This window comes from Pasteurella bettyae CCUG 2042, from assembly GCF_000262245.1.
Lineage (GTDB): Bacteria > Pseudomonadota > Gammaproteobacteria > Enterobacterales > Pasteurellaceae > Basfia > Basfia bettyae.
This window is the reverse complement of sequence record NZ_AJSX01000041.1, coordinates 86,830-109,675: the sequence shown is the minus strand read 5'-3', so window position 1 is coordinate 109,675 and position 22,846 is coordinate 86,830. Positions and strand designations below refer to the sequence as shown.

Below are 22,846 nucleotides of genomic sequence, written 5' to 3'. Positions count from 1 at the left end.
GCTATGTTATATTTGCAGGGGTTCTATATTTTGTCAGTTGAAATAAAGGAATTTATTATGAAAAAGACACTACTAGCAATTATCAGCGCACTTGCCATTGTATCTACTGCTCAAGCTAATATTTATGTTGAGGGTAATGCAGGAATGTCAAAAATTAAATCTGGTGACGTGAGCAAAAGTCGTTTCACTCCAAGTGTAGCAGTGGGTTATGACACAGGGGATTTCCGCTATGCAATAGATTATACGCATTATGGTAAATCAAATGCTGGTGATTCTCATGTAAAAACACAAGGGATTGGGGCTTCTGCAATTTATGATATTGAAGTAGGTTCACCTGTTAAACCTTATGTGGGCGTTCGTGTATCAGCGAATAATATTGATGCAAAAGAAGAGAAATCTTCACATAACTTGCATACCATTCGACAAACTGATTCTTATAAATTAGGTTATGGTGCAATGGCTGGTGTTCAATATAAAGTAGCCAAAGATGTTTCTTTAAACGGTGGTATTGAATATAACCGTTTAGGCAGAGCGAATGAACATAATATCAACCAATATGGCGCAAAAGCGGGTATTCGTTACGATTTCTAAGTTAACTTAGAAGCAAATTTTAAAAGTGCGGTAAATTTTTCAAAAATTTATCGCACTTTTTCTTTCTGTTCCATTCCATCATTTTTGTTATTCAGTGCTTGAAATTTAAAAAATCATTCTTATATCTGAGTCGTTAAGTTATTTTAATTAAAGGATAGATTATGACGAATAAACAAACTAATGGATTTCAAACTGAAGTAAAACAACTTCTCCAATTAATGATTCATTCTCTTTATTCAAACAAAGAGATCTTTTTACGTGAATTAATTTCAAATGCTTCTGATGCAGCAGATAAACTGCGTTTTAAAGCCCTTTCTGCACCTGAATTGTATGAGGGAGATGGCGATTTAAAAGTACGTATTAGTGTTGATGAAAATAAAGGTACATTAACGATTGCTGATAATGGTATTGGTATGAGCCGTGAGCAGGCAGTGGAACATTTAGGTACTATTGCTAAATCAGGCACTAAAGAGTTTTTAAATGCATTAGGCAGCGATCAAGCCAAAGATAGCCAATTAATTGGTCAATTTGGTGTGGGATTCTATTCTGCATTTATTGTTGCGGATAAAGTCGAAGTACGTAGTCGTGCAGCGGGTGATGCCATTGATAAAGGTGTTCTTTGGGTATCCGCTGGTGAGGGCGAGTATTCTGTAGAAGATATTGAGAAAAAATCTCGTGGTACTGAAATTACTTTATTCTTACGTGAAGATGAAAAGGAATTTCTGAATGAGTGGCGTTTACGTGAGATCATCAGCAAATATTCTGATCATATTGGTTTGCCTGTAGAAATTTTGTCAAAAGAATATGACGAAGAAGGCAAAGAAACTGGCGTTAAATGGGAAAAAATCAATAAAGCACAAGCTTTATGGACGAGAGCAAAATCTGAAATTTCAGATGAAGAATATAAAGAATTTTATAACCATATTAGCCATGATTTCTCAGAACCACTTACTTGGATGCATAATAAAGTAGAAGGAAATCAAGAATATACCAGTTTATTATATATTCCATCTAAAGCGCCCTGGGATTTATTCCATAGAGAACAAAAACATGGTTTAAAACTTTATGTCCAACGTGTATTTATTATGGATGATGCAGAAGTCTTTATGCCAAACTATTTACGCTTTATGCGAGGCTTATTAGACAGTAATGATTTGCCACTCAACGTATCACGTGAATTATTGCAAGATAATAAAACTACGGCGGCTTTACGTAAGGCGCTAACCAAACGTTCATTACAAATGCTTGATAAATTAGCGAAAGATGAGCCTGAAAAATATACACAATTTTGGAAAGAATTTGGCTTAGTGCTAAAAGAAGGCGTAGGAGAGGACTTTGCCAATAAAGATGAAATTGCAAAATTATATCGTTTTGCTTCAACGCGCACCGATAGCAGTGAACAAACCGTTTCTCTAGAAGATTACATTGCTCGCATGAAAGAGGGACAAAAAGCGATTTATTATATAACTGCAGATAGTTATGTGGCAGCGAAAAATAGTCCGCATTTGGAAATGTTCAATAAGAAAGATATTGAGGTATTATTACTTTCCGATCGCATTGATGAATGGATGTTGAGCTATTTAACCGAATTTGATGGTAAGACTCTTCAAGCCATTACCAAAGCAGATCTTGACTTAGGTGATTTAGCGGATAAAGAACCAGAAGCTCAAAAAGAACAAGATAAAGCCTTTGATAGTTTTATTGAACGTGTGAAAACCTTATTAGGTGAACGAGTTAAGAATGTACGTATTACTCATCGTTTAACTGATACACCTGCTGTTGTTTCTACTGATAATGATCAGATGACAACACAAATGGCAAAATTATTTGCGATGAGTGGTCAGCCTGTACCAGAGGTGAAATATACATTTGAGCTAAATCCAGAGCATGAATTAGTGAAAAAAGTAGCGGATACCGTTGATGAAGCTGTCTTTGCGGATTGGATTGAATTGTTATTCAATCAAGCAATATTGGCAGAACGAGGAACATTAGAAAATCCAGCTTCATTTATTAAACTTGTTAATCATTTATTAGTGAAATAAACTTATTTAATCAATAATTAAAGAGTAGTTATGAAAAAACTACTCTTTTTTTTTATTTCTTATAAAATGACAGGGTTTTTTGTTTTAGAGATCAGCGTTATAAATAACGATAAATATTGTATTAAGGGAGGAGGCAAAGGGTGTCTGTTTTTATGGCATGGGGAAGTGTGGAGAACAACTATCCTTTTGAACAACTTCCTGAGGCAATATTAACTGATGAATTACGTTGCAATCCCGTTAGTAATAATATTCAAGTGATAACTCGCCATCGGAGTCGTTGGATCGCCCATTTCTTATTATGGAAATTATTTGAAAAAGCTCAATTAGATACCGCACTTTTAGGCAAAATATATCGTGGTGTTAATGGACGTCCTGAATTACCAGCTGAAGATATTGATTTTAATATTTCTCATTCAGGCAATTTTGTTGCCGTGATTGTTAATGTCAAAAAGAAACATAATTGCGTAGGCATTGATATTGAATTGCCTAATAAGCCTAATAAAAAAAGAAATTTTGAGGGGTTATTACGCCATTTTGGATCGGAAGAAGAATGGACGTGGTGTCATACTCAAGAAAAAATGAAATTTGAAACCGCATTTTATAATTGTTGGTGCTTGCGAGAGGCTGTACTTAAGGCAGTTGGACATGGTATTTTAAAACTTAGCTACGTTGAGCATCATCCTAACACCCTTGTGATTCGTAGTGATTATTGTCCTAAAGGGCAATTAATCTTTGATGATAGCCTTGGTTTTTATTTAGCCATTTTTATTCAAGGCAAAGATCTTAATAATATTCAATATTTTCAATGGAATGGTAAAAATTTAGAGGCTTTCCATTTGAACAACAGTCGATGCTATCAAGTTAATCACTGATAAAAAATAGCCATTTAAACTTAATTTCTGTGAGTGAGTTCAAAATTTTCATAAAAAGATGAGTTTTCATTTATTTTTCTATGTACTCTAAGCGATTGCTTTTAGCAGAGGAGCTAAAAAATGTCAGATATTCAAAAATTTACGCAACAAGATATTGAAATTGTTAAAGAAGAATCTCTTTACGAAGGCTTTTTTAGATTACAGCGTATTCAATTTCGCCATAAATTATTTGCAGGTGGAATGAGCAATATTGTGACTCGTGAGCTTTTATATAAAGGTGCAGCATCTGCTGTAATTGCTTATGATGCTGAACGAGACAGCGTGGTATTAGTAGAACAAGTCCGAATTGGTGCTTATCAGCCAGGCTTATCAAGCTCACCTTGGTTATTAGAATTAATTGCAGGCATGATTGAACCTGGTGAATCTCCAGAGCAAGTTGCTTTACGTGAAAGTGAAGAGGAAGCAGGCATAAAGATTAGTCATTTGGAACATGTTCTAAGCGTTTGGGATAGTCCTGGTAGCACGGTGGAGCGATTGTATTTGTTTGTTGGAAAAGTGGATAGTCGTACAGCAACAGGATTACATGGTTTAGCGAATGAACATGAAGATATTAAAGTACATGTTGTTGATCGTGAAACTGCTTATCAATGGATCAATGAAGGAAAAATTGATAATAGTATTGCTCTTATGGGAATTCAGTGGTTACAACTGAATTATCAAAAATTACAAGAAAAATGGTGTTAGAAAATTGTGAAATAATGTGATCTTAATATCATTTTTTAAAAAAAAGAATTTAAAAATATGATCTTGTTAACAATTTTCTATTTTGTATAGTGAAAAGTTTAAATAAATGGATAAAGTAATTACAGTTTAATAATTAGAGGTTCACTGTGATAAATACACATATTTATGATACAGATGCCGATGTCGTTCGTTTGGTTCAGGTGACCGATCCACATTTATTTAAAGATGAAAAGGGTGAATTACTCGGTATAAATACTCAAGCAAGCTTTGCGCAAGTATTGCATGAGATTAAAGCCAGTTCCTATGAGTATGAGTTAGTGCTTGCTACGGGTGATATTGTACAGGATAGTAGTGAAGAAGCTTATTTGCGTTTCTGCCAATCAATTCAACAATTAGATAAAATGGTTTTTTGGTTGCCAGGAAATCATGATTTCCAACCTAAAATGTTTTCTATTCTGAATCAAGAGAATGGAAATATTAGTCCTAAAAAACATATTTTAGTGGGTAAAAAATGGCAAATTGTCATGCTTGATAGCCAAGTGTTTGGTGTTCCACATGGCGAACTTACGCCTTATCAATTAGATTGGTTAGATACAAAGCTGAAAGAATATCCAGATCGTTATGCATTAATTGTGTTACATCATCATATTTTGCCTACCCATTCAGCTTGGCTAGATCAGCATAATTTGCGTAATGCTCATGAATTATTAAATATTCTTTCTCATTATGATTATGTAAAAGGTATTGTTTATGGTCATATTCACCAAGCCGTAAATGGATTATGGCATGGTTATAAAGTGATGGCGACACCTTCTACTTGCATTCAATTCAAACCAGATAGTAATGTATTTAGCTTAGATCTTCTCCAACCTGGTTGGCGTGAAATAGAGTTACATACAGATGGAACTATTCACACGCAAGTGCATCGTATAAAGCAAGCCACTTTCTTACCTAATATGCATGAAGAAGGGTATTGAGTACAAAGTGCGGTAGTTTTTTTAGAAATTTTTATTTGACTACATCACGCATTTTTATAATAAATGAGAATGTGCTACCTTTTCCTTCTTCACTGTGAATTTCCAAATTAGAATTATGTTGTTCTAAAGCGTGTTTGACAATGGCTAAGCCTAAACCACTTCCTCCTGTTTGATTATTGCGAGAGGAATCAACACGATAGAATCGTTCTGTTAAATGGGGAATATGTTCAGCAGGAATACCAGTACCATCATCAATAACGGAGAATTTAGCACCTTCAGGACAACGTTCCCAACGAATTTGAATATGTGCATTTTCTCCCGAATGTCGAATAGCATTGTAAATGAGGTTTGATGTGGCACTTTGTAATTGACCTTCATCACCTAAGACTTTTAAATCAGGTTCAATAGTAAAAGTGAGCTGTTGTGAGGCATCTCGTAATATTTCTGAATGATTTTGCAAGGAAATCAGCATTTGGGACACATCAACAGGATAATGTTCATTACTTGAATGCTCAATTTTGGCTAATAAACTTAATTGATTAAGTAAATGAGACATTCGATGGCTTTGGGCTAACATGGCTTGAATAGCCTTATGATGTAATTTATTGTCCTTGACCTCTTCTTCTAACAATTCTAAATAGCCTTGTAATACGGTGAGTGGTGTTCGTAATTCATGATTCATATTGGCTAAAAAAGTTTGCCGGCTATGTAATAAACGAATCAGTTGTGTGACATCTCGCATAATCACTAAATATTTAGAAATATCATAAATATTTACATTCATTTCAATATAACGTTGATCATTTGTGAATAAAATCAGTGGACGTTGACGAACAGATTGATTGAAATAGGCTTTAAATTCTGGGTAAAAAATAATATTAAAAATATTTTTTTGTGTTTTTTTATGCCAATAGAAAGAAAAAAGCTCCTGAGCAGCGTTATTACACCAGGATATTTCACCATCAGGTTGGCAAATAATCACTCCGTCAGGTAGGTACTGAATATTTTTATTTAATTTAGATAATAATCTAAGAGTGCGTATTTTTTCTGTCCGATTTTTTCGTTCCCAATATGCTTGGCTGGGCGAGAGATATTCTAAAATGCTTTTACGATGTTTAGATTCCACTTGTGGATAAAGAATGTGCAATAATTTAAATTCATTTTGATGGTGCCAAATTAGCGTTAAAATTAAACAGATAACTAACCAAAAATAAAAGTCTTTAGCAAATAAACTGAAAATAAATGAAACAATTAGTACTAAAATGGTTTCAAGTAAAATATGTTTATAGGAAAGTCTTATTTTCATTATTTACTCCTCAAAGTGACTTGAGAAGCGGTAACCACTTCCCCGAACAGTCTGTAGATAACTATCAAATTGATAAGGGGCTAAGCTTTTACGTAGACGGCGAATATAGACATCAACAGTACGATCTTCTAAATAAATATTATTTCCCCAAATGAAATCGAGTAGTTGGTCTCGGCTATATACTTTTTCGGGGTGGAGCATGAAGAAATGTAACAGTTTATATTCAGTAGAACTAAGAGAAATATGATGTTGTTGATAAGAGACTCGTTTGGCATCCTGATCAAGTTGCAAACCATCAATATTGATTATATTGGAATGTTGCTCATAGGTTCTGCGTAGCAAGGCATCTATTCGAGCTAATAACACCTTTGGTGAGAATGGTTTACTGATATAATCATCAGCCCCTGTATTTAAGCTAGTAATACAATCTTCTTCAGCACTGCGAGCTGTTAGCATAATAATGGGAATGTTTTCAAAAGAAGCGATTTTTTTTAGATATTGAATAAAATGTATACCAGAACGACCTGGCAGCATCCAATCCAGTAAAATTAATTTAGGTTTTTTTTCTAATTGTTTTACCGCACTTTGATAATCCAGTGCTTCAATGACATCATATTGATGCTGTTGAAGAAATAGCACAATCATTTCACGGATAGCTTGTTCATCTTCAACCACTAAAATTCTTTCAGCCATAGCATTTCCTATTTTAAAGTGCGGTTTAATTTATCAAAATTTTATCCCATTCTACCACGAATATAGTCTTCTGTTCTTTTGTCTGTAGGATGTGCAAAAAGTTTCTGAGTATCGCCAAACTCAACTAACTCACCCAAATACATGTAAGCAGTGTAGTCGGAACAGCGAGCGGCTTGTTGCATATTATGTGTCACGATGGCAAGAGTATAATCTTGTTTTAATTCGAAAATAAGTTCTTCAATTTTCATTGTTGAAATCGGGTCGAGAGCAGAACATGGTTCATCTAATAGTAATACTTGAGGTTTTATAGCAATCCCTCGAGCAATACATAAACGCTGTTGTTGACCACCTGATAAGCTATCACCGCTATGATGTAATTTATCTTTTACTTCATTCCATAATGCGGCTTTAGTTAATGCCCATTCTACACGATCATGTAGATCAGATTTATTAATTTTCTCAAATAATTTTATTCCAAAGGCGATATTGTCATAAATGGACATGGGAAAAGGCGTCGGTTTTTGGAAAACCATTCCCACCTTTGTGCGAATAATAGAAACATCGGCTTTAGAGGTCAGTAGGTTATCTCCATCAAGTTTAATTTCACCAGTAGCTTTTTGTGTTGGATAAAGCTCAAACATACGATTAAAAGTGCGTAATAAAGTAGATTTACCACAACCTGATGGACCAATAAATGCGGTTACTTTATTACGTGCAATACGTAAATTAATATTTTTTAACGCATGAAAATCATCATAATAGAAATTAAGATTTCTCACTTCAATTTTGGTGTCATTGATATTGATCATAGGTGTTTATTTCCCTTTCTTATTAAAATAAAATCGAGTAAAAATATTTAGGCTCAGGACAAAGAGCGTAATTAAAGTTGCTCCAGCCCAAGCCAAAGCGTTCCAATCATTAAACGGACTGGCTGCATATTGGTAAATCACTACCGGTAAGTTTGCTAATGGTTCATTCATATTGAATGAAGTGAATTGATTTGATAAAGCTGTGAAAAGTAATGGCGCCGTTTCCCCAGCAATACGAGCGATGGCTAGTAATACTCCAGTGAGAATACCTGATTTTACGGCTTTATAGCAGATGAGTGTAATGACTTTCCAGCGTGGGCAACCAAGTGCAATTGCTGCCTCTCGTAATTGATTAGGAATGAGCAACAACATATTTTCAGTGGTTCGGACTACAATTGGAATCACAATGATAGCTAAAGCAAGTGCACCCGCCCAACCAGAGAAATGATTTACCTGAGATACATAAATAGCATAAATAAATAAGCCAATTACAATCGAAGGTGCCGAGAGTAAAATATCATTTAAAAAGCGTGTGATAGAGGCTAATTTGCTGAATTTGCCATATTCTGCTAAGTAAGTCCCAGCTAAGATTCCTGTTGGTGCACCAATCAAAACCGCGACTACTAATATTTCTATTGAACCTAGAATTGCATTCATTAATCCTCCTTGTTCCCCTGGACCTGGTGTTTTTTCCATAAAAAGTGCTAAGGAAAGGTTAGGAATTCCTTTTATCATTAAAGTTGCAATAATCCAGCATAACCAAAATAATCCAAAAACCACCGCCAATATAGCAATGCTCATCATTAATTTATTCATGCATTTACGTTGTTTAAAACGAGTCGTCATATAATTTTGCATAACTAATGTTTCCCTTCATGGATTGTGATACGGGCGATTAATAAACGAGAAGCAATGAGTACCACTGTCGTAATTAAGAAGAGGAATAAACCTAATTCCATTAAAGCTGATTTTTGTAATCCAGCGGCTTCGTTAAATTGATTAGCAATAGCTGAAGTAATTGATGTCGTTGGTGAGAAAATTGAATTGGGTAAATTGAATGCATTACCAATCACAAAGGTAATTGCCATAGTTTCTCCAAGTGCCCGTCCAATACCTAACATAACGCCACCAATAACCGCAGTTTTGGTATAAGGTAGGATGATATTCCATATAACTTCCCAGGTAGTAGCGCCAAGCCCATAAGCTGATTCTTTTAGCATATGAGGAACGACTGTAAAGACTTCTCGCATAATGGATGCAATAAATGGAATAATCATAATGGCAAGGACTAATCCCGCACTAAATAAACCGATTCCAAAAGGGGCATCCATAAACAGGAAGCCTATGCCAGGTATGTTTCCTAAACTATGAATTAAATGTGGTTGAATGTTTTCTTGGAAATATGGGACGAACACAAATAATCCCCACATTCCATAAATAATAGAGGGAATGGCGGCTAACATTTCGATAGCTAAACCAATAGTTTTTTTTGCCCATTCTGGTGCCAATTCAGTAAGAAAAGTGGCAATGCCTAAGGAAATAGGTACCGCAATAATGAGGGCAAAACATGTAGAAATTAGGGTTCCAACAATAGGAACAAAAGCACCATAACTATTTTGAGATGGATTCCAGTCGGTAGTCCATAAAAAACTCAATCCAAAAGTTTGAATTGATTCCCAACTGGCATACACTAAGGAGACTAAGATAGAAATCAAAATGAGAAATACAATACAAGCAAAGCTTTTAGTGACATAATGAAAAGTCCATTCTAAAATTTTATGAGTATTGTATTGATTTTTAATCTTTTTCATAAGCTAACTCTTTTATTAGGCTTAATGTAATTACCATTAAGCCTATAAAATTTTTATAAAATAGACCGCAGTTTAACGAACGGCTTTCCCATTGACGTCTTTAATTTCAGATTGCCATTTAGCTTTAATTTGTGATACCACTTCATCTGGTAATGGCACATAATCTAATTCACTTGCAAAGTTTTTTCCTTTACTAAATGCCCAATCAAAGAAATCTAACACCCCTTTGGTTGCTGCTGGTTTTTCGGTTTTTTTAGGTACTAAGATGAAACTTGCAGCGGTAATCGGCCATGAGTTATCACCTGCTTCATCAGTTAAAATGACCCCCATTCCTTCTACCTCATTCCATTTAGTATTCGTCGCAGCGGAAGCAAAACTTTGTTTTGAAGGCTGTACAAATTTATTGGCACGATTTTTTAATGATACCCAAGTGAGATTATTTTGTTTTGCATAGGCATATTCAACATAACTAATCGCATATTTAATTTTTGCAACATAAGCTGCAATACCTTCATTTCCTTTTCCGCCTTGACCTGTTGGCCATTTGACTGACTTACCTGTGCCTACTTTTTCTTTCCATTCTGGAGACACCTTAGATAGATAATTCGTCCAGCCAAAAGTGGTTCCTGAACCATCTGAACGGTAGATAACAATAATGTCTTGATTAGGAAGGTTGAAATTAGGATTGAGTTGGGTAATGGCAGGATCATTCCATTTTTTTATTTTCCCAAGGAAAATATCGGCTAACACCGTTCCTGAAAGTCTTAATTGACCTGCAGCAACATTAGGAATATTCACTACAGGTACTGTACCGCCTATGATTGCAGGAAATTGAAAAAGCTGATGCTCATGAAGACTTTGTGCATTCATCGGATCATCTGAGGCACCAAAGTCAATGGTTTTAGCAATGATTTGCTGTTGTCCGCCTCCTGAACCAATAGATTGGTAATTCACTTGATTCCCCGTTTCTTTTTCATATTGAGATACCCATTTAGCATAAATTGGATAAGGGAATGAGGCACCAGCACCAGTGATAGTTTGTGCCTGGGCTGTGACTAATAGGCCTAATGAAACGCCTAAGATAGTGACAGTTTTTAAGATAGTTTTTTTCATTTTATCTCTCCATTATTCATGATGTCAGTGATTTGACAGAGGAGAGTGTAATAAAACAATATTACAGTTTGATGACAGTCCATATCGATTTATAAAAGTGCGGTAATATTTCTAGAAAAATTTAATCTATTTCAGAGTCTGACATAATTTGCACTGAGGTGTATAATAAACGCAAACCACAAAGCATAAGGAAGGATTTTATGAAAGCACATCAATACCGTATTACCCTTGAACATTTAGAAGATCAGCAAGGCAATTCGATGAATCAGAAAATACAATTTATTGCGGATAATCATGACGATATTTTTAAGATTATTGAAATGTCTAAACAACGTGATGGTTTTACATCGGAAATGGCGGAACAATTTACCCTGGGATTAAAATTAATGAGTGAAGTAATGATGATTCATCGAGATCACCCATTATTTCGTGAAATTAGACCGCACTTTGTTGAAATAATGAAACTTGTGAAAGGAAAAGCAAAACAAGAATAACCAGCTAGTAATCAGTAGCTTTATGAGACAAAATGAAAAAAAATGTGTTTTTAGCTGGTCATAATTGCTACGAATCGGTAAAATAGCCAACCGATTTTTTACTTGTGAAATCTGGGGTAAATGATTTCATTGTATTATTGATTATCTAACAGCATATATAAGACAAGATGACACAAAAATTACATATTAAAACTTGGGGCTGCCAAATGAATGAGTACGACTCATCTAAAATGGCAGATCTATTAGAAAGTACTCATGGTTTAGAATTAACAGAAATTCCAGAAGAAGCTGATGTTCTGTTATTAAATACCTGTTCAATTCGTGAAAAAGCACAAGAAAAAGTATTCCATCAATTAGGTCGTTGGAAAGAGCTGAAAAAGAAAAATCCTAATTTATTGATTGGTGTCGGTGGTTGTGTCGCTTCACAAGAAGGGGAACATATTCGCCAGCGAGCCCCATTTGTGGATATTATTTTTGGACCACAAACTTTACACCGTTTACCTGCCATGATTAATCAAATTCGTGGTGGTCAAAGTTCTGTTGTGGACGTCAGTTTCCCTGAAATTGAAAAATTTGATTGCTTACCTGAACCTAAAGCAGAAGGTCCAACCGCTTTCGTATCAATTATGGAAGGTTGTAACAAATATTGCACCTATTGTGTTGTGCCTTATACTCGTGGAGAGGAAGTAAGCCGTCCATTAGATGATGTATTATTTGAAATTGCACAACTCGCTGCACAAGGTGTTCGTGAAGTGAATTTATTAGGTCAAAATGTAAATGCCTATCGTGGTCCAACATTTGATGGCGGAATTTGCTCATTTGCAGAATTATTACGTTTAGTCGCCGCCATTGATGGGATTGACCGTTTACGTTTTACTACGAGTAATCCACTGGAATTTACGGATGATATTATTGATGTGTATCGTGATACGCCTGAATTAGTCAGTTTCTTACACTTGCCAGTGCAAGCGGGTTCCGACCGTATTCTTACTATGATGAAACGAGGTCATACTGCAATTGAATATAAATCGATTATTCGTAAGTTGCGAGCCGTTCGCCCAAATATTCAAATTAGTTCAGACTTTATTGTTGGTTTCCCTGGTGAAACTAATGAAGAATTTGAACAAACCATGAATCTTATTCAACAAGTGAACTTTGACATGAGTTATAGCTTTGTCTATTCAGCTCGTCCAGGCACACCTGCGGCAGATATGCCAGATGATGTGACTGAAGAAGAAAAGAAACAGCGTTTATACTTACTTCAACAACGTATTAATAATCAAGCATTGCAATTCAGTCGTGCAATGTTAGGTACTGAACAGCGTGTATTAGTTGAAGGACCATCGAAAAAAGATATTATGGAATTAACAGGTCGTACGGAAAACAATCGTATTGTGAATTTCGTTGGTACGCCTGATATGATTGGTAAATTCGTAGATATTAAAATTACTGACGTATTTACTAATTCATTACGTGGCGAAGTGGTTCGTACAGAAGAACAAATGGGATTGCGCGTTGTGCAATCTCCAGAAGCGGTGATGAATCGTACTCGTAAAGAAGATGAATTAGGCGTAGGTCGTTTCGTCGCTTAATTTAATCTCCCTCAAACTCAAAAGTGCGGTAGGATTTGAAAAATTTTTCAAAATTCTACCGCACTTTTTTATTTCTATTCATATCATATATTTCTAATTGCTATAACAAATAATTTTTTATTCTTTATTTTATTATCTAACTCATGCTTATAATTTCCTCATTCCGTAAAGATTAAAAAATAGAGAAGATTATGAATTGGCAATATATTTGGAGTGTTCTGCCAAGATTTATTGATGCCACAATTATCACCCTTGAGTTATCATTTTTTGCGATTATTTTATCTATTCTCGTCGGTGTGATTTGTGCGGTAATTATGAGTTATAAAATTCGTGGTTTAGTCACTCTTACAAAATGCTATATCGAACTTTCACGTAACACCCCTTTATTGATTCAAGTTTTTTTCCTGTATTTTGGTTTATCCAAAATCGGAATTAAGTTAGATGGTTTTACTTGTGCAGTGATCGGCTTAACCTTTTTAGGCGGTAGCTATATGGCAGAAGCCTTTCGAGCAGGAATTGAATCTGTCTCCAAAGGGCAAATTGAGTCAGCTTTAAGTTTAGGATTAAGCCAAAAACAAACATTCCGTTATGTAGTCTTTCCACAAGCTTTTGCTGTAGCCACTCCTGCTATTGGGGCAAACTGCTTATTTTTAATGAAAGAAACTTCTGTCGTAAGTGCAATAGCGATTGCTGAACTCATGTTTATGACAAAGGAAATTATCGGCATGGACTACAAAACTAATGAAGCCTTATTTTTATTAGTAATGTTCTATTTAGTTATTTTATTGCCAGTATCTATTTATATTAGTTACTTAGAACGTCGTTTACGTCGTGCAAAATATGGAGCGTAAAAGATGGGATTAACGATTTTATTTGAAGGTAATAATTTACAACGTTTACTAAGTGGTTTATGGATCACTGCTGAGATTGCTTTTGTCTCCGTATTATTTGCTTGTATTCTTGGTGTATTGCTAGGTGTTGTGATGACCAGTACAAATAAATTAGTGCGAGCTTTATGTCGTTTATACTTAGAGGTCGTTCGGATTATTCCTTTATTAGCAATGTTATTTATTGTCTATTTCGGTATAGCAAAATGGTTTAATACGCACTTAGATGGCATCACGGTTTGTATTTTAGTGTTTATCTTCTGGGGCGTGGCAGAAATGGGAGACTTAGTACGAGGCTCATTAACTTCTATTGAAAAACATCAAACAGAAGCCGCTTATGCTTTAGGGTTAACTAAAGTTCAAACTTTTATTTATATCTTGCTTCCACAAAGTTTAAAACGTATCACACCAGGAGCAATTAATTTATTTACTCGTATGATCAAAACCAGTTCACTGGCAATGTTAATTGGTGTATTGGAGGTTATTAAAGTGGGACAACAAATTATTGAGACTTCTTTATTTAGAGATCCAACATCAGCATTGTGGATTTATGGTGTTATTTTTGCATTATATTTTGCAATTTGTTATCCACTTTCCTTATTTTCAAAATATCTAGAAAAGCATTGGGAATAACGAGAGCAATCGCATAAAAGTGCGGTGGAAAAAGAAAAAATTTTAAATGAGATAAGAATCAAATGGCATTACTTGAAATTAAATATTTAGTAAAAAATTACGCAGAGATAACCGCCCTTAAAGGCATGAATTTATCTGTTGAAAAAGGGGAAGTGGTGGTGATTTTAGGGCCATCTGGTTGTGGTAAAAGCACTTTTTTACGCTGTATTAATGGATTAGAAGAAATTCAACGTGGCAGCATTAAACTTTCAGGTGTAGGCGAATTAGGTAAAGATATTGCTTGGGTAAAAGCTCGTCAGCATATTGGTATGGTATTTCAAAGTTACGAATTATTTTCCCATATGACGGTGATTGAAAATATCTTACTGGGCCCTTTAAAAGTACAAAAACGTTCTCGTGCTGAAGTGGAAGAGCAAGCAGATAGATTATTAAAACGTGTAGGTTTATATGAACGTAAGAATGCTTATCCACGAGAATTATCTGGTGGGCAAAAACAACGTATTGCGATTGTTCGCTCACTTTGTATGAATCCAGAAATTATGCTGTTTGATGAAGTTACAGCTGCGCTTGATCCAGAAATGGTTCGAGAAGTATTAGAAGTGATATTAAGCTTAGCTAAAGAGGGGATGACAATGTTGATAGTGACTCATGAAATGGCATTTGCTCGTCAGGTCGCTGATCGCATTGTATTTATGGATAAAGGTGAAATTATTGAGCAGGCGTCGCCAGAGCAATTTTTCACGAGTCCTCATACGGAGCGTGCAAAAGCTTTCTTAAACATTCTTGATTATTATATTTAACACAACATAGAGGAATTATTATGAAATTTTTCAAAAAAGCGACCGCACTTTTAGCCACTGCATTATTAGCAACAACCTTAACTGCTTGTGATAATAAAGATGCAGGTGCTTCAGCATCCGCAGATAAAACCACTTCAGCTATTGAACGTATCAAAAAAGCAGATAAAGTGCGTATTGGTGTGTTTAGTGATAAGCCACCTTTTGGTTACGTAGATAAAGACGGTAAAGTACAAGGTTTTGATGTAGAAATTGCTAAAGCGGTGACTAAAGATCTTTTAGGTGATGAAAACAAAGTGGAATTTGTGTTAGTCGAAGCCGCAAATCGAGCAGAATATTTATTATCAAATAAAGTCGATATTACGATGGCTAACTTCACTGTTACCCCTGAACGTAAAGAGGTGGTGAATTTTGCAAAACCTTACATGAAAGTGGCATTAGGAGTAGTTTCTAAAGCGGGTTCGCCTATTACCGATGTGGCACAATTAGCAGATAAAACTTTATTATTAAATAAAGGGACTACTGCGGATACTTATTTCACAAAAAACTTTCCAAAGAATAAATCATTAAAATTTGAACAAAACACGGAAACATTCCAATCTTTGCTTGATGGTCGAGGAGAGGCATTAGCACATGACAATACTTTATTGTTTGCATGGGCAAAAGAAAATCCTGGCTATGTGGTGGCTATCAAAAATTTAGGCGATTTAGATTATATTGCCCCTGCGGTGAAAAAAGAAGATACAGATTTGCTTGAGTGGTTAGATACAGAAATTGAAAAATTAGCAAAAGATGGCACCTTAAGTAAAGCTTACCAAAAAACATTACAACCTATTTATGGTGATAGCATTAATGAAGCCGATGTTATCGTAGAATACAAATAAGGTTGATAGTTAATCTTCAAAAAAGTGCGGTCTATTTAACCGCACTTTTTCTATGTGGTATATTTATTAAATTATGGTATGGTACTTAAGTTTAGCAGAATTTATATTTTTCTGTTGTTATCTCATTAAGGAATTGCAATGAATATTCAACAAATTATTAGAGAAAACCAACTCGGTTTATTATTCCAACAAGGTACTGTGGGTATTGAAAAAGAAAGCCAACGTGTGCATGCTGATGGTTCAGTGGTGACGACTGCTCATCCAAAGGCTTTCGGAAGCCGTTCTTTTCATCCGTATATTCAAACAGATTTTGCAGAAAGTCAGTTGGAATTAATTACTCCTCCAAATAAAAAGATCGAAGATACATTGCGTTGGCTATCCGCCATTCATGAGGTGGTGCTACGCACTTTACCTGAAGATGAATACATATTCCCCATGAGTATGCCAGCAGGATTACCTCCCGCAGATAAAATCAAAGTTGCACAATTAGAAAATCCAGCTGATGTGGCTTATCGTGAACATCTAGTGAATTCCTATGGGAAGGCTAAACAAATGGTAAGTGGCATTCACTACAATTTCCAACTGGATCCTAAATTAGTCGAAACCCTATTTAAAAATCAAAACACTTATAAAAGTGCGGTAGAATTTCAGAATAATTTATATTTAAAAATGGCGAGGAATTTTCTTCGTTATCAATGGATTTTAGTCTATTTATTATCAGCCACGCCCACTGTCGATGAAGATTATTTCCGTGATGGTTCGCCATTGAAAGCAGGACAATATGTACGTAGTTTGCGTTCAAGCCAATATGGTTATGTGAATGCTCCTGATATTATTGTTTCCTATGATAGTGTCGAAAAATATGTAGAAACCCTTGAATATTGGGTGAATAGTGGACGTTTAATTGCTGAAAAAGAATTTTATTCAAATGTCCGTTTACGTGGTGCACAGAAGGCTCGCGATTTATTAAAAAATGGTATTCAATATCTCGAATTTAGATTATTCGATCTTAATCCATTTGCACCTTATGGTATGACACTCGAGGATGCAAAATTTATCCATAATTTCATTTTGTTCACTATTTGGTTAGAAGATGATCTTAATGAGCCAAATGTTGTGGAATTAGGTCGTTCAAGATTAGCGGAAGTCGCATTTGAAAATCCACTTTCAGAAACTAAATATCGCAATGAAGGGGAACAAATTATTCAGCAATTAATCGCCATGCTTGAAACTATTGGGGCTACAGCAGAACAAATTGCTTATGCAAAAGGTAAATTATATCAGTTTGCAGAGCCAAGTCAAACTCTTTGCGGTCGTTTAGTGAAAGCCATTGAAACCGCTGGCGGCTATCAACAATTTGGTGCGGAAATAGCACGTCGTAATAAAGCGCAAGCCTTTGAACGTTTTTATGCGCTATCTGCCTTTGATAATATGGAACTTTCCACTCAAGCTTTAATGTTCGATGTGATCCAAAAAGGCATCCAAATGGAGATCTTAGATGAAAACGATCAGTTCTTGCGTTTGCAATTTGGTGAGCATTTTGAATATGTGAAAAATGGCAATATGACCAGCCATGATAGTTATATTTCACCGCTCATTATGGAAAATAAAGTGGTGACGAAAAAAGTGCTAGCAAAAGCAGGTTTTAATGTGCCACAAAGTTTGGAATTTACTTCACTGGAACAAGCGGTGGCAAGTTACCCGTTGTTTGAAGGCAAAGCGGTGGTGATTAAGCCAAAATCCACAAATTTCGGTTTAGGCATCAGCATTTTCCAACAAGGCGTGCATGACCGTGCCGATTTTGCTAAAGCCATTGAAATTGCCTTTCGTGAAGACAAAGAAGTGATGGTGGAAGACTATCTGCAAGGCACAGAATATCGCTTCTTTGTGCTAGGTGATAAAACACTTGCCGTGTTGTTACGTGTGCCTGCAAATGTGATTGGTGATGGCAAATCAACGGTAAAACAATTAGTCGAAGCGAAAAATAGTCACCCATTGCGTGGTGATGGTAGTCGCACGCCATTGAAAAAAATCGCCCTGGGTGATATTGAACAGCTACAACTCAAAGAGCAAGGTTTAACTGTAGATAGCGTGCCAGCCAAAGATCAACTTGTGCAACTGCGTGCCAATTCAAATATCAGCACTGGTGGCGACAGCATTGATATGACTGATGAAATGCACGATAGCTATAAACAGCTTGCTGTAGGTATTACTAAAGCCATGGGGGCTGCGGTTTGTGGTGTAGATTTAATTATCCCCGATTTGAAAAAGCCCGCAGAAAATAATCTGCAATCTTGGGGGGTAATTGAAGCAAATTTCAATCCAATGATGATGATGCACATTTTCCCGTACAGCGGCAAATCACGCAGATTGACGCAAAATGTGTTGAAAATGTTGTTTCCTGAATTATCAATTTAGGGGTGTGATTTATTGTATTCGTTAATGCAAGGCAATCTCCAATGATGTATAAATGATGTGATAGAAATTAAATTGATAAAATTTCTATCGCACTTTTTTTGTTAAAAGAGGCTATAATGACAATCATTGAAAGCTGATTTGATTATCAATTAGGATTTTATTTTGACAGAGTTAGATAAATATAAACAAGAATTCACCCTCAGTCCGCAAGATAACTATCGTTTGCAATCTCTTTGTGGTGCTTTTGATGACAATCTTAAGTTGATCGAAAGTGAATTTAATCTTGAGATTGCCCGTCGAAACTTTACTTTTACTATTCGATCGAAAGATAAACAGCAAAAATCATATCATGAGAAACTTATTCAAAGTGCGGTGAAATTAATCCAAAATTTATATGTAGAAACAGCACCAATAAAAGGCAAGATCAAAGAAATTGATCTGGAAAATGTTCATATGGCAATTCAAGAAAGTCGAATGTTAACGCAAGCTGTAGAGATAGATAATCTGTCGGATGCTTCTGAAGAGAGTAAAGTTTATACCACAACCATCAAAACCAAACGTGGGTTAATTAAACCGCGAGGTAAAAATCAAATTGAATATTTACATAATATTTTAACGCATGATATTAGTTTTGGTATTGGTCCTGCGGGAACAGGGAAAACCTTTCTTGCGGTAGCTGCTGCGGTAGAGGCTCTTGAACGCCAAGAAGTGCGTCGTATTTTATTAACTCGTCCTGCCGTTGAAGCTGGGGAAAAACTTGGTTTCTTGCCAGGGGATCTCGGTTCTAAAATTGAACCTTATTTACGTCCATTATACGATGCCCTTTATGAAATGCTCGGTTTTGAACGAGTAGAGAAATTGATGGAACGTAATGTAATTGAAATTGCGCCATTGGCTTATATGCGTGGTCGCACGCTGAATGATAGTTTTATTATTCTTGATGAAAGCCAAAATACCACAGTAGAACAAATGAAAATGTTCCTAACCCGTATTGGTTTTAATTCCAAAGCGGTGATCACTGGTGACGTCACTCAAGTGGATTTGCCACGTAGTCAGAAATCAGGTTTAAAACATGCTATCGAAGTATTATCAGAGGTGGATGATTTAAGTTTTAACTATTTTGATAGTAAAGACATCGTCCGTCATCCTGTTGTGGCAAAAGTGGTGCAAGCCTATGAAAAATGGGAAGCAGAAGACGAAGTGCGTAAGCAAAAACTTTCTGAACAACGTAGACAAGAAAAGGAAGAACAATTTAACATTTCCTCAGAATCTAATACAACAAAACCGTATTAAGTGATATAAAATCAGCTGATTTAGACTCTAATGTTAATAACCTTTACCTTGCTGAAATACCAGAGTAATTAACATCTTAGGAAAGCTTGTGTTGTTTGAGTCTAGTAAGTTTACAAACTTTCTGTAAAAAAATTTAATAAACAAGAAGAATTCATTAACCTCAGGGTGATCTTCTGCCTTACATAAAAAAGTAGATCGGCATAGAGAAAATATGAGATAAATGAGAGAAGAAAAATATGAATAACGTTATTATCGATCTCCAAATCGCTAGCGAAAATCAAGACAATTTGCCAACCTTAGAACAATTTACTCAATGGTCCACTGCAGCAGTGCGTGCGGAAAACCTTGAGCCTGAAATCACCATTCGTATTGTAGATGAAGCGGAAAGTCACGATTTAAACCTAACATATCGTGGCAAAGATCGACCAACTAATGTGCTATCTTTCCCTTTTGAATGTCCTGAAGAAGTGGAATTGCCATTGCTTGGGGATTTGGTGATTTGTCGTCAAGTGGTGGAGCGAGAAGCGAGTGAACAAGGTAAACCTTTGCTCGCTCATTGGGCACATATGGTGGTGCATGGCAGTTTGCATTTGTTGGGTTATGATCATATTGAAGATGCTGAAGCAGAAGAAATGGAAAGCCTCGAAACTGAAATTATGACCCGTTTAGGCTTTGAAGATCCTTATTCTTACGATGAAATTTAATCGCCTATGCTTGCAAAACGTCAGATAAAACAGTTTAAAGGAGATAAATGTGATTTATCTTCCTTTGGTTTTTCTGCTGGTATTTGGCTCGCACTTAATTTTGATGAATCAGATTTGTTTACCGATTCAATTCAGCTACAAAGAATCCTTTTCTCAAAGAGCAAAAATCTATTAGGACAAGAGTTCGATTTTATTTTTTATGATGCACGACAAGCTTTAAATCTTGATGCTTTAGCTATCGCAGTTGGTTGTTTAAAAGCTGGTGGTGTTTTATTACTTTGGTTGCCTCAATCACTTAATCAACGAATTGATCAAGATTCAACACGTTGGTCTGGCGATGAGAATGGAATAATTACCGAGAATTTTAATCAGCATTTTGAGTCGCTTATACAAAATTTGCCAGCGTTTCAAGCTTGCCCAAACGCATATCAAAAATTGTCAGTAAATCATTTACAAGCCACCTCAGAACAACAAATCCTTCTTCAACAAATTCTTGCACAAAAAGCAGATTTGTTTGTGCTAACGGCTAAACGAGGAAGGGGAAAATCTGCGTTAGCGGGTTTACTCATTCAATCTTTACATCAACAGAATACAGCTCAACGTATTTTAGTTACTTCCCCGAATAAAAGTGCGGTAGAAAATTTAAAAATTTTCGCACAAGAAAAGATTGAATTTATTGCCCCAGACGAACTTTATCAGCAAGTTCAAGATAACCCTATACAATTTGCTGGAGATTGGTTAGTGGTGGATGAAGCTGCAATGATTCCATTGGATTTATTATTCCAATTCACCACAACTTTTAAGCATATCTTATTTAGCACGACCATTCATAGTTATGAAGGCACTGGGCGAGGCTTTTTGCTAAAATTTTTACCAAAATTAAACCGCACTTTTCAGCATTTTGAGTTATTTAACCCTTTGCGTTGGCGGGAAGATGACCCATTAGAAGCCTTTATTGAGCAACTTTTATTATTAGATGCGGAAGCACATTTAATTTCACCTAAGTTAGCTCTGAAAAGTGCGGTAGAAATTCAAAAAATTTCTCAAACTGACTTAATTAAGCAAAAAGAAGCTTTTTATGGGCTATTAATGCTTGCTCATTATCGCACTTCCCCCTTAGATTTACGTCGTTTATTAGATGCCCCTCAGCAACAATTTTGGATTGCTAGCCAGCAACAACAACTTTTAGCTGGGGTATGGGCAGTAGAAGAGGGTGGATTAACTGATGATGAACTCATTCAGAAAATTTGCCTTGGCGAACGACGTCCTAAAGGTAATTTAGTTGCTCAAAGCTTAGCTTTTAATGGGAATTTAGCTCAAGCTTGTAAATTGACCTCTTTGCGTATTTCAAGAATTGCTGTTCATCCAAATTGTCAGCATCAAGGTATTGGACAAACACTGGTAAATCATATTCTAAAGTCAATTAATGTAGATTTTGTTTCAGTAAGTTTTGGCTATACCAAAGAATTGATGGGATTTTGGAAAAAATTGGGATTTGAGCTCGTTCATATTAGTGATAAGAAAGAAGCAAGCAGTGGTTGTTACTCAGCAATTGCTATTCATGCATTAAGTTGCCAAGGTAAATATTTGTTAGAACAAGCATTAAATCATTTCCAACGAAATTTTCCTTTTACTGCTCATCCATTGATTGATCAGATTTCTATCAATATTGATAACCAATTGAGTCAAGAAGATCTCGCTATTTTACGAAATTTTGCTTTTTCTCACCGCACTTTATTTAATAGTAGTGGTGCAATACAACGTTTACTTGCTCAAGATAAACAAAAAAAATCTGCCTATTTATGGGAATATTTTAGTGGGAATAATTGTTCATCAGCAATAGAGTGTAGTTCAAAAAAGGCACTAAAAAAATGTCGTGCAGAAGTTTCAACTTTGTTGCAAAATTATTTCGAAAAGTCGATTCACTAAAAATATTGGAGGTGTTTTTATGCAGCAATGTTCCGAGAAAATGAGTTGGTTTAAAAAAATGTTAAAAAAATACACGCATTTTTGTAAAGAGTTCGGTTATGACAATACCGTCTGCAGAGGATGCGGAATCCCTGAAATTAAGGTGGATGCAAAAGGTGAGCTGATCAAAAATGAAGCACCAGATGAGAAATAATGTGATATTTATCACGATTTACAGATTTGGCTATCCTAATTTTTAATTTCTAATTTACTAACCA

General features: G+C 35.5%; 22 protein-coding genes. 16 read left to right on the top strand and 6 right to left on the bottom strand.

Going from position 1 to position 22,846, the window contains the following annotated elements; genetic code table 11:
• Nucleotides 1-57 precede the first annotated feature (57 nt).
• From HMPREF1052_RS09370 to cpdA, 5 genes are all read left to right on the top strand, one after another.
• Nucleotides 58-591, top strand: coding sequence for an opacity family porin (locus HMPREF1052_RS09370; protein ID WP_005761562.1), 534 nt, complete (start codon nt 58-60; stop codon nt 589-591).
• A gap of 161 nt (nt 592-752) precedes the next feature.
• The gene (gene htpG / locus HMPREF1052_RS09365; protein ID WP_005761468.1) at nt 753-2,633 is read left to right on the top strand and encodes a molecular chaperone HtpG; all 1,881 of its coding nucleotides are present in this window, start codon (nt 753-755) and stop codon (nt 2,631-2,633) included.
• A 152-nt stretch (nt 2,634-2,785) separates the two neighbouring features.
• A complete protein-coding gene (locus tag HMPREF1052_RS09360; protein WP_005761622.1) occupies nt 2,786-3,505 on the top strand; it encodes a 4'-phosphopantetheinyl transferase family protein in 720 nt (239 codons plus the stop codon).
• Between the two features lie 120 nt (nt 3,506-3,625).
• Entirely contained in the window at nt 3,626-4,249 is a 624-nt protein-coding gene (nudF, locus tag HMPREF1052_RS09355) for an ADP-ribose diphosphatase (RefSeq protein WP_005761515.1), read from the top strand.
• 146 nt (nt 4,250-4,395) lie between these two features.
• Nucleotides 4,396-5,226, top strand: a complete 831-nt coding sequence (gene cpdA, locus HMPREF1052_RS09350; protein ID WP_005761506.1) for a 3',5'-cyclic-AMP phosphodiesterase — start codon at nt 4,396-4,398, stop codon at nt 5,224-5,226.
• Between the two features lie 31 nt (nt 5,227-5,257).
• Here the strand turns inward: cpdA and phoR are convergent, their stop codons facing one another.
• The 6 genes from phoR to pstS all read right to left on the bottom strand — a co-directional run bounded on the left by phoR (nt 5,258) and on the right by pstS (nt 10,958).
• On the bottom strand, nt 5,258-6,532 hold the full coding sequence (gene phoR, locus HMPREF1052_RS09345) for a phosphate regulon sensor histidine kinase PhoR (RefSeq protein ID WP_005761590.1): 1,275 nt from the start codon (nt 6,530-6,532) through the stop codon (nt 5,258-5,260).
• A gap of 3 nt (nt 6,533-6,535) precedes the next feature.
• Nucleotides 6,536-7,225 carry a phosphate regulon transcriptional regulator PhoB gene (gene phoB / locus HMPREF1052_RS09340; RefSeq protein ID WP_005761558.1) on the bottom strand — a complete coding sequence of 230 codons (690 nt, stop codon included), beginning with the start codon at nt 7,223-7,225 and terminating at the stop codon, nt 6,536-6,538.
• A 41-nt stretch (nt 7,226-7,266) separates the two neighbouring features.
• Nucleotides 7,267-8,034 (bottom strand): phosphate ABC transporter ATP-binding protein PstB, encoded by a 768-nt coding sequence (gene pstB / locus HMPREF1052_RS09335; RefSeq protein ID WP_005761444.1) that lies wholly within the window; start codon nt 8,032-8,034, stop codon nt 7,267-7,269.
• A gap of 6 nt (nt 8,035-8,040) precedes the next feature.
• Nucleotides 8,041-8,892, bottom strand: coding sequence for a phosphate ABC transporter permease PstA (gene pstA / locus HMPREF1052_RS09330; RefSeq protein ID WP_005761613.1), 852 nt, complete (start codon nt 8,890-8,892; stop codon nt 8,041-8,043).
• Between the two features lie 2 nt (nt 8,893-8,894).
• Entirely contained in the window at nt 8,895-9,845 is a 951-nt protein-coding gene (gene pstC, locus HMPREF1052_RS09325; RefSeq protein WP_005761575.1) for a phosphate ABC transporter permease subunit PstC, read from the bottom strand.
• 72 nt (nt 9,846-9,917) lie between these two features.
• Entirely contained in the window at nt 9,918-10,958 is a 1,041-nt protein-coding gene (pstS, locus tag HMPREF1052_RS09320) for a phosphate ABC transporter substrate-binding protein PstS (protein ID WP_005761538.1), read from the bottom strand.
• 200 nt (nt 10,959-11,158) lie between these two features.
• Here pstS and HMPREF1052_RS09315 point away from each other — a divergent pair, with 200 nt between their 5' ends.
• The 11 genes from HMPREF1052_RS09315 (at nt 11,159) to HMPREF1052_RS11410 (ending at nt 22,782) form a co-directional block, all read left to right on the top strand.
• Nucleotides 11,159-11,452: a DUF3861 domain-containing protein gene (locus HMPREF1052_RS09315; RefSeq protein ID WP_005761441.1), complete on the top strand. Its 294-nt coding sequence runs from the start codon at nt 11,159-11,161 to the stop codon at nt 11,450-11,452.
• A 167-nt stretch (nt 11,453-11,619) separates the two neighbouring features.
• The gene (gene miaB, locus HMPREF1052_RS09310) at nt 11,620-13,044 is read left to right on the top strand and encodes a tRNA (N6-isopentenyl adenosine(37)-C2)-methylthiotransferase MiaB (RefSeq protein WP_005761534.1); all 1,425 of its coding nucleotides are present in this window, start codon (nt 11,620-11,622) and stop codon (nt 13,042-13,044) included.
• A 191-nt stretch (nt 13,045-13,235) separates the two neighbouring features.
• Complete coding sequence (locus HMPREF1052_RS09305) at nt 13,236-13,895, top strand: amino acid ABC transporter permease (protein ID WP_005761485.1); 660 nt, start codon at nt 13,236-13,238, stop codon at nt 13,893-13,895.
• Nucleotides 13,896-13,898: 3 nt separating this feature from the next.
• Nucleotides 13,899-14,564 (top strand): amino acid ABC transporter permease, encoded by a 666-nt coding sequence (locus tag HMPREF1052_RS09300; protein WP_005761415.1) that lies wholly within the window; start codon nt 13,899-13,901, stop codon nt 14,562-14,564.
• Nucleotides 14,565-14,626: 62 nt separating this feature from the next.
• A complete protein-coding gene (locus HMPREF1052_RS09295; RefSeq protein ID WP_005761422.1) occupies nt 14,627-15,364 on the top strand; it encodes an amino acid ABC transporter ATP-binding protein in 738 nt (245 codons plus the stop codon).
• A 20-nt stretch (nt 15,365-15,384) separates the two neighbouring features.
• A complete protein-coding gene (locus HMPREF1052_RS09290) occupies nt 15,385-16,245 on the top strand; it encodes a cysteine ABC transporter substrate-binding protein (RefSeq protein ID WP_005761551.1) in 861 nt (286 codons plus the stop codon).
• Between the two features lie 138 nt (nt 16,246-16,383).
• Nucleotides 16,384-18,663 (top strand): bifunctional glutamate--cysteine ligase GshA/glutathione synthetase GshB, encoded by a 2,280-nt coding sequence (gene gshAB / locus HMPREF1052_RS09285; protein ID WP_005761451.1) that lies wholly within the window; start codon nt 16,384-16,386, stop codon nt 18,661-18,663.
• A 162-nt stretch (nt 18,664-18,825) separates the two neighbouring features.
• Nucleotides 18,826-19,956, top strand: coding sequence for a PhoH family protein (locus HMPREF1052_RS09280; protein ID WP_005761545.1), 1,131 nt, complete (start codon nt 18,826-18,828; stop codon nt 19,954-19,956).
• 236 nt (nt 19,957-20,192) lie between these two features.
• Nucleotides 20,193-20,660, top strand: coding sequence for an rRNA maturation RNase YbeY (ybeY, locus tag HMPREF1052_RS09275; RefSeq protein ID WP_005761521.1), 468 nt, complete (start codon nt 20,193-20,195; stop codon nt 20,658-20,660).
• A 6-nt stretch (nt 20,661-20,666) separates the two neighbouring features.
• Nucleotides 20,667-22,589: a tRNA(Met) cytidine acetyltransferase TmcA gene (locus tag HMPREF1052_RS09270; RefSeq protein WP_005761530.1), complete on the top strand. Its 1,923-nt coding sequence runs from the start codon at nt 20,667-20,669 to the stop codon at nt 22,587-22,589.
• Between the two features lie 19 nt (nt 22,590-22,608).
• Nucleotides 22,609-22,782, top strand: a complete 174-nt coding sequence (locus tag HMPREF1052_RS11410) for a DUF5363 domain-containing protein (protein WP_005761418.1) — start codon at nt 22,609-22,611, stop codon at nt 22,780-22,782.
• The last annotated feature ends 64 nt before the right edge of the window (nt 22,783-22,846 follow it).

Excerpts from the sequence above, each read along its gene's own strand:
- HMPREF1052_RS09370 (WP_005761562.1), top strand. The coding sequence starts at position 58 with ATGAAAAAGACACTACTAGCAATTATCAGCGCACTTGCCATTGTATCT.
- htpG (WP_005761468.1), top strand. The coding sequence starts at position 753 with ATGACGAATAAACAAACTAATGGATTTCAAACTGAAGTAAAACAACTT.
- HMPREF1052_RS09360 (WP_005761622.1), top strand. The coding sequence starts at position 2,786 with ATGGCATGGGGAAGTGTGGAGAACAACTATCCTTTTGAACAACTTCCT.
- nudF (WP_005761515.1), top strand. The coding sequence starts at position 3,626 with ATGTCAGATATTCAAAAATTTACGCAACAAGATATTGAAATTGTTAAA.
- phoR (WP_005761590.1), bottom strand. The coding sequence starts at position 6,532 with ATGAAAATAAGACTTTCCTATAAACATATTTTACTTGAAACCATTTTA.
- phoB (WP_005761558.1), bottom strand. The coding sequence starts at position 7,225 with ATGGCTGAAAGAATTTTAGTGGTTGAAGATGAACAAGCTATCCGTGAA.
- pstB (WP_005761444.1), bottom strand. The coding sequence starts at position 8,034 with ATGATCAATATCAATGACACCAAAATTGAAGTGAGAAATCTTAATTTC.
- pstA (WP_005761613.1), bottom strand. The coding sequence starts at position 8,892 with ATGCAAAATTATATGACGACTCGTTTTAAACAACGTAAATGCATGAAT.
- pstC (WP_005761575.1), bottom strand. The coding sequence starts at position 9,845 with ATGAAAAAGATTAAAAATCAATACAATACTCATAAAATTTTAGAATGG.
- pstS (WP_005761538.1), bottom strand. The coding sequence starts at position 10,958 with ATGAAAAAAACTATCTTAAAAACTGTCACTATCTTAGGCGTTTCATTA.
- HMPREF1052_RS09315 (WP_005761441.1), top strand. The coding sequence starts at position 11,159 with ATGAAAGCACATCAATACCGTATTACCCTTGAACATTTAGAAGATCAG.
- miaB (WP_005761534.1), top strand. The coding sequence starts at position 11,620 with ATGACACAAAAATTACATATTAAAACTTGGGGCTGCCAAATGAATGAG.
- HMPREF1052_RS09305 (WP_005761485.1), top strand. The coding sequence starts at position 13,236 with ATGAATTGGCAATATATTTGGAGTGTTCTGCCAAGATTTATTGATGCC.
- HMPREF1052_RS09300 (WP_005761415.1), top strand. The coding sequence starts at position 13,899 with ATGGGATTAACGATTTTATTTGAAGGTAATAATTTACAACGTTTACTA.
- HMPREF1052_RS09295 (WP_005761422.1), top strand. The coding sequence starts at position 14,627 with ATGGCATTACTTGAAATTAAATATTTAGTAAAAAATTACGCAGAGATA.
- HMPREF1052_RS09290 (WP_005761551.1), top strand. The coding sequence starts at position 15,385 with ATGAAATTTTTCAAAAAAGCGACCGCACTTTTAGCCACTGCATTATTA.
- gshAB (WP_005761451.1), top strand. The coding sequence starts at position 16,384 with ATGAATATTCAACAAATTATTAGAGAAAACCAACTCGGTTTATTATTC.
- ybeY (WP_005761521.1), top strand. The coding sequence starts at position 20,193 with ATGAATAACGTTATTATCGATCTCCAAATCGCTAGCGAAAATCAAGAC.
- HMPREF1052_RS09270 (WP_005761530.1), top strand. The coding sequence starts at position 20,667 with ATGCTTGCAAAACGTCAGATAAAACAGTTTAAAGGAGATAAATGTGAT.
- HMPREF1052_RS11410 (WP_005761418.1), top strand. The coding sequence starts at position 22,609 with ATGCAGCAATGTTCCGAGAAAATGAGTTGGTTTAAAAAAATGTTAAAA.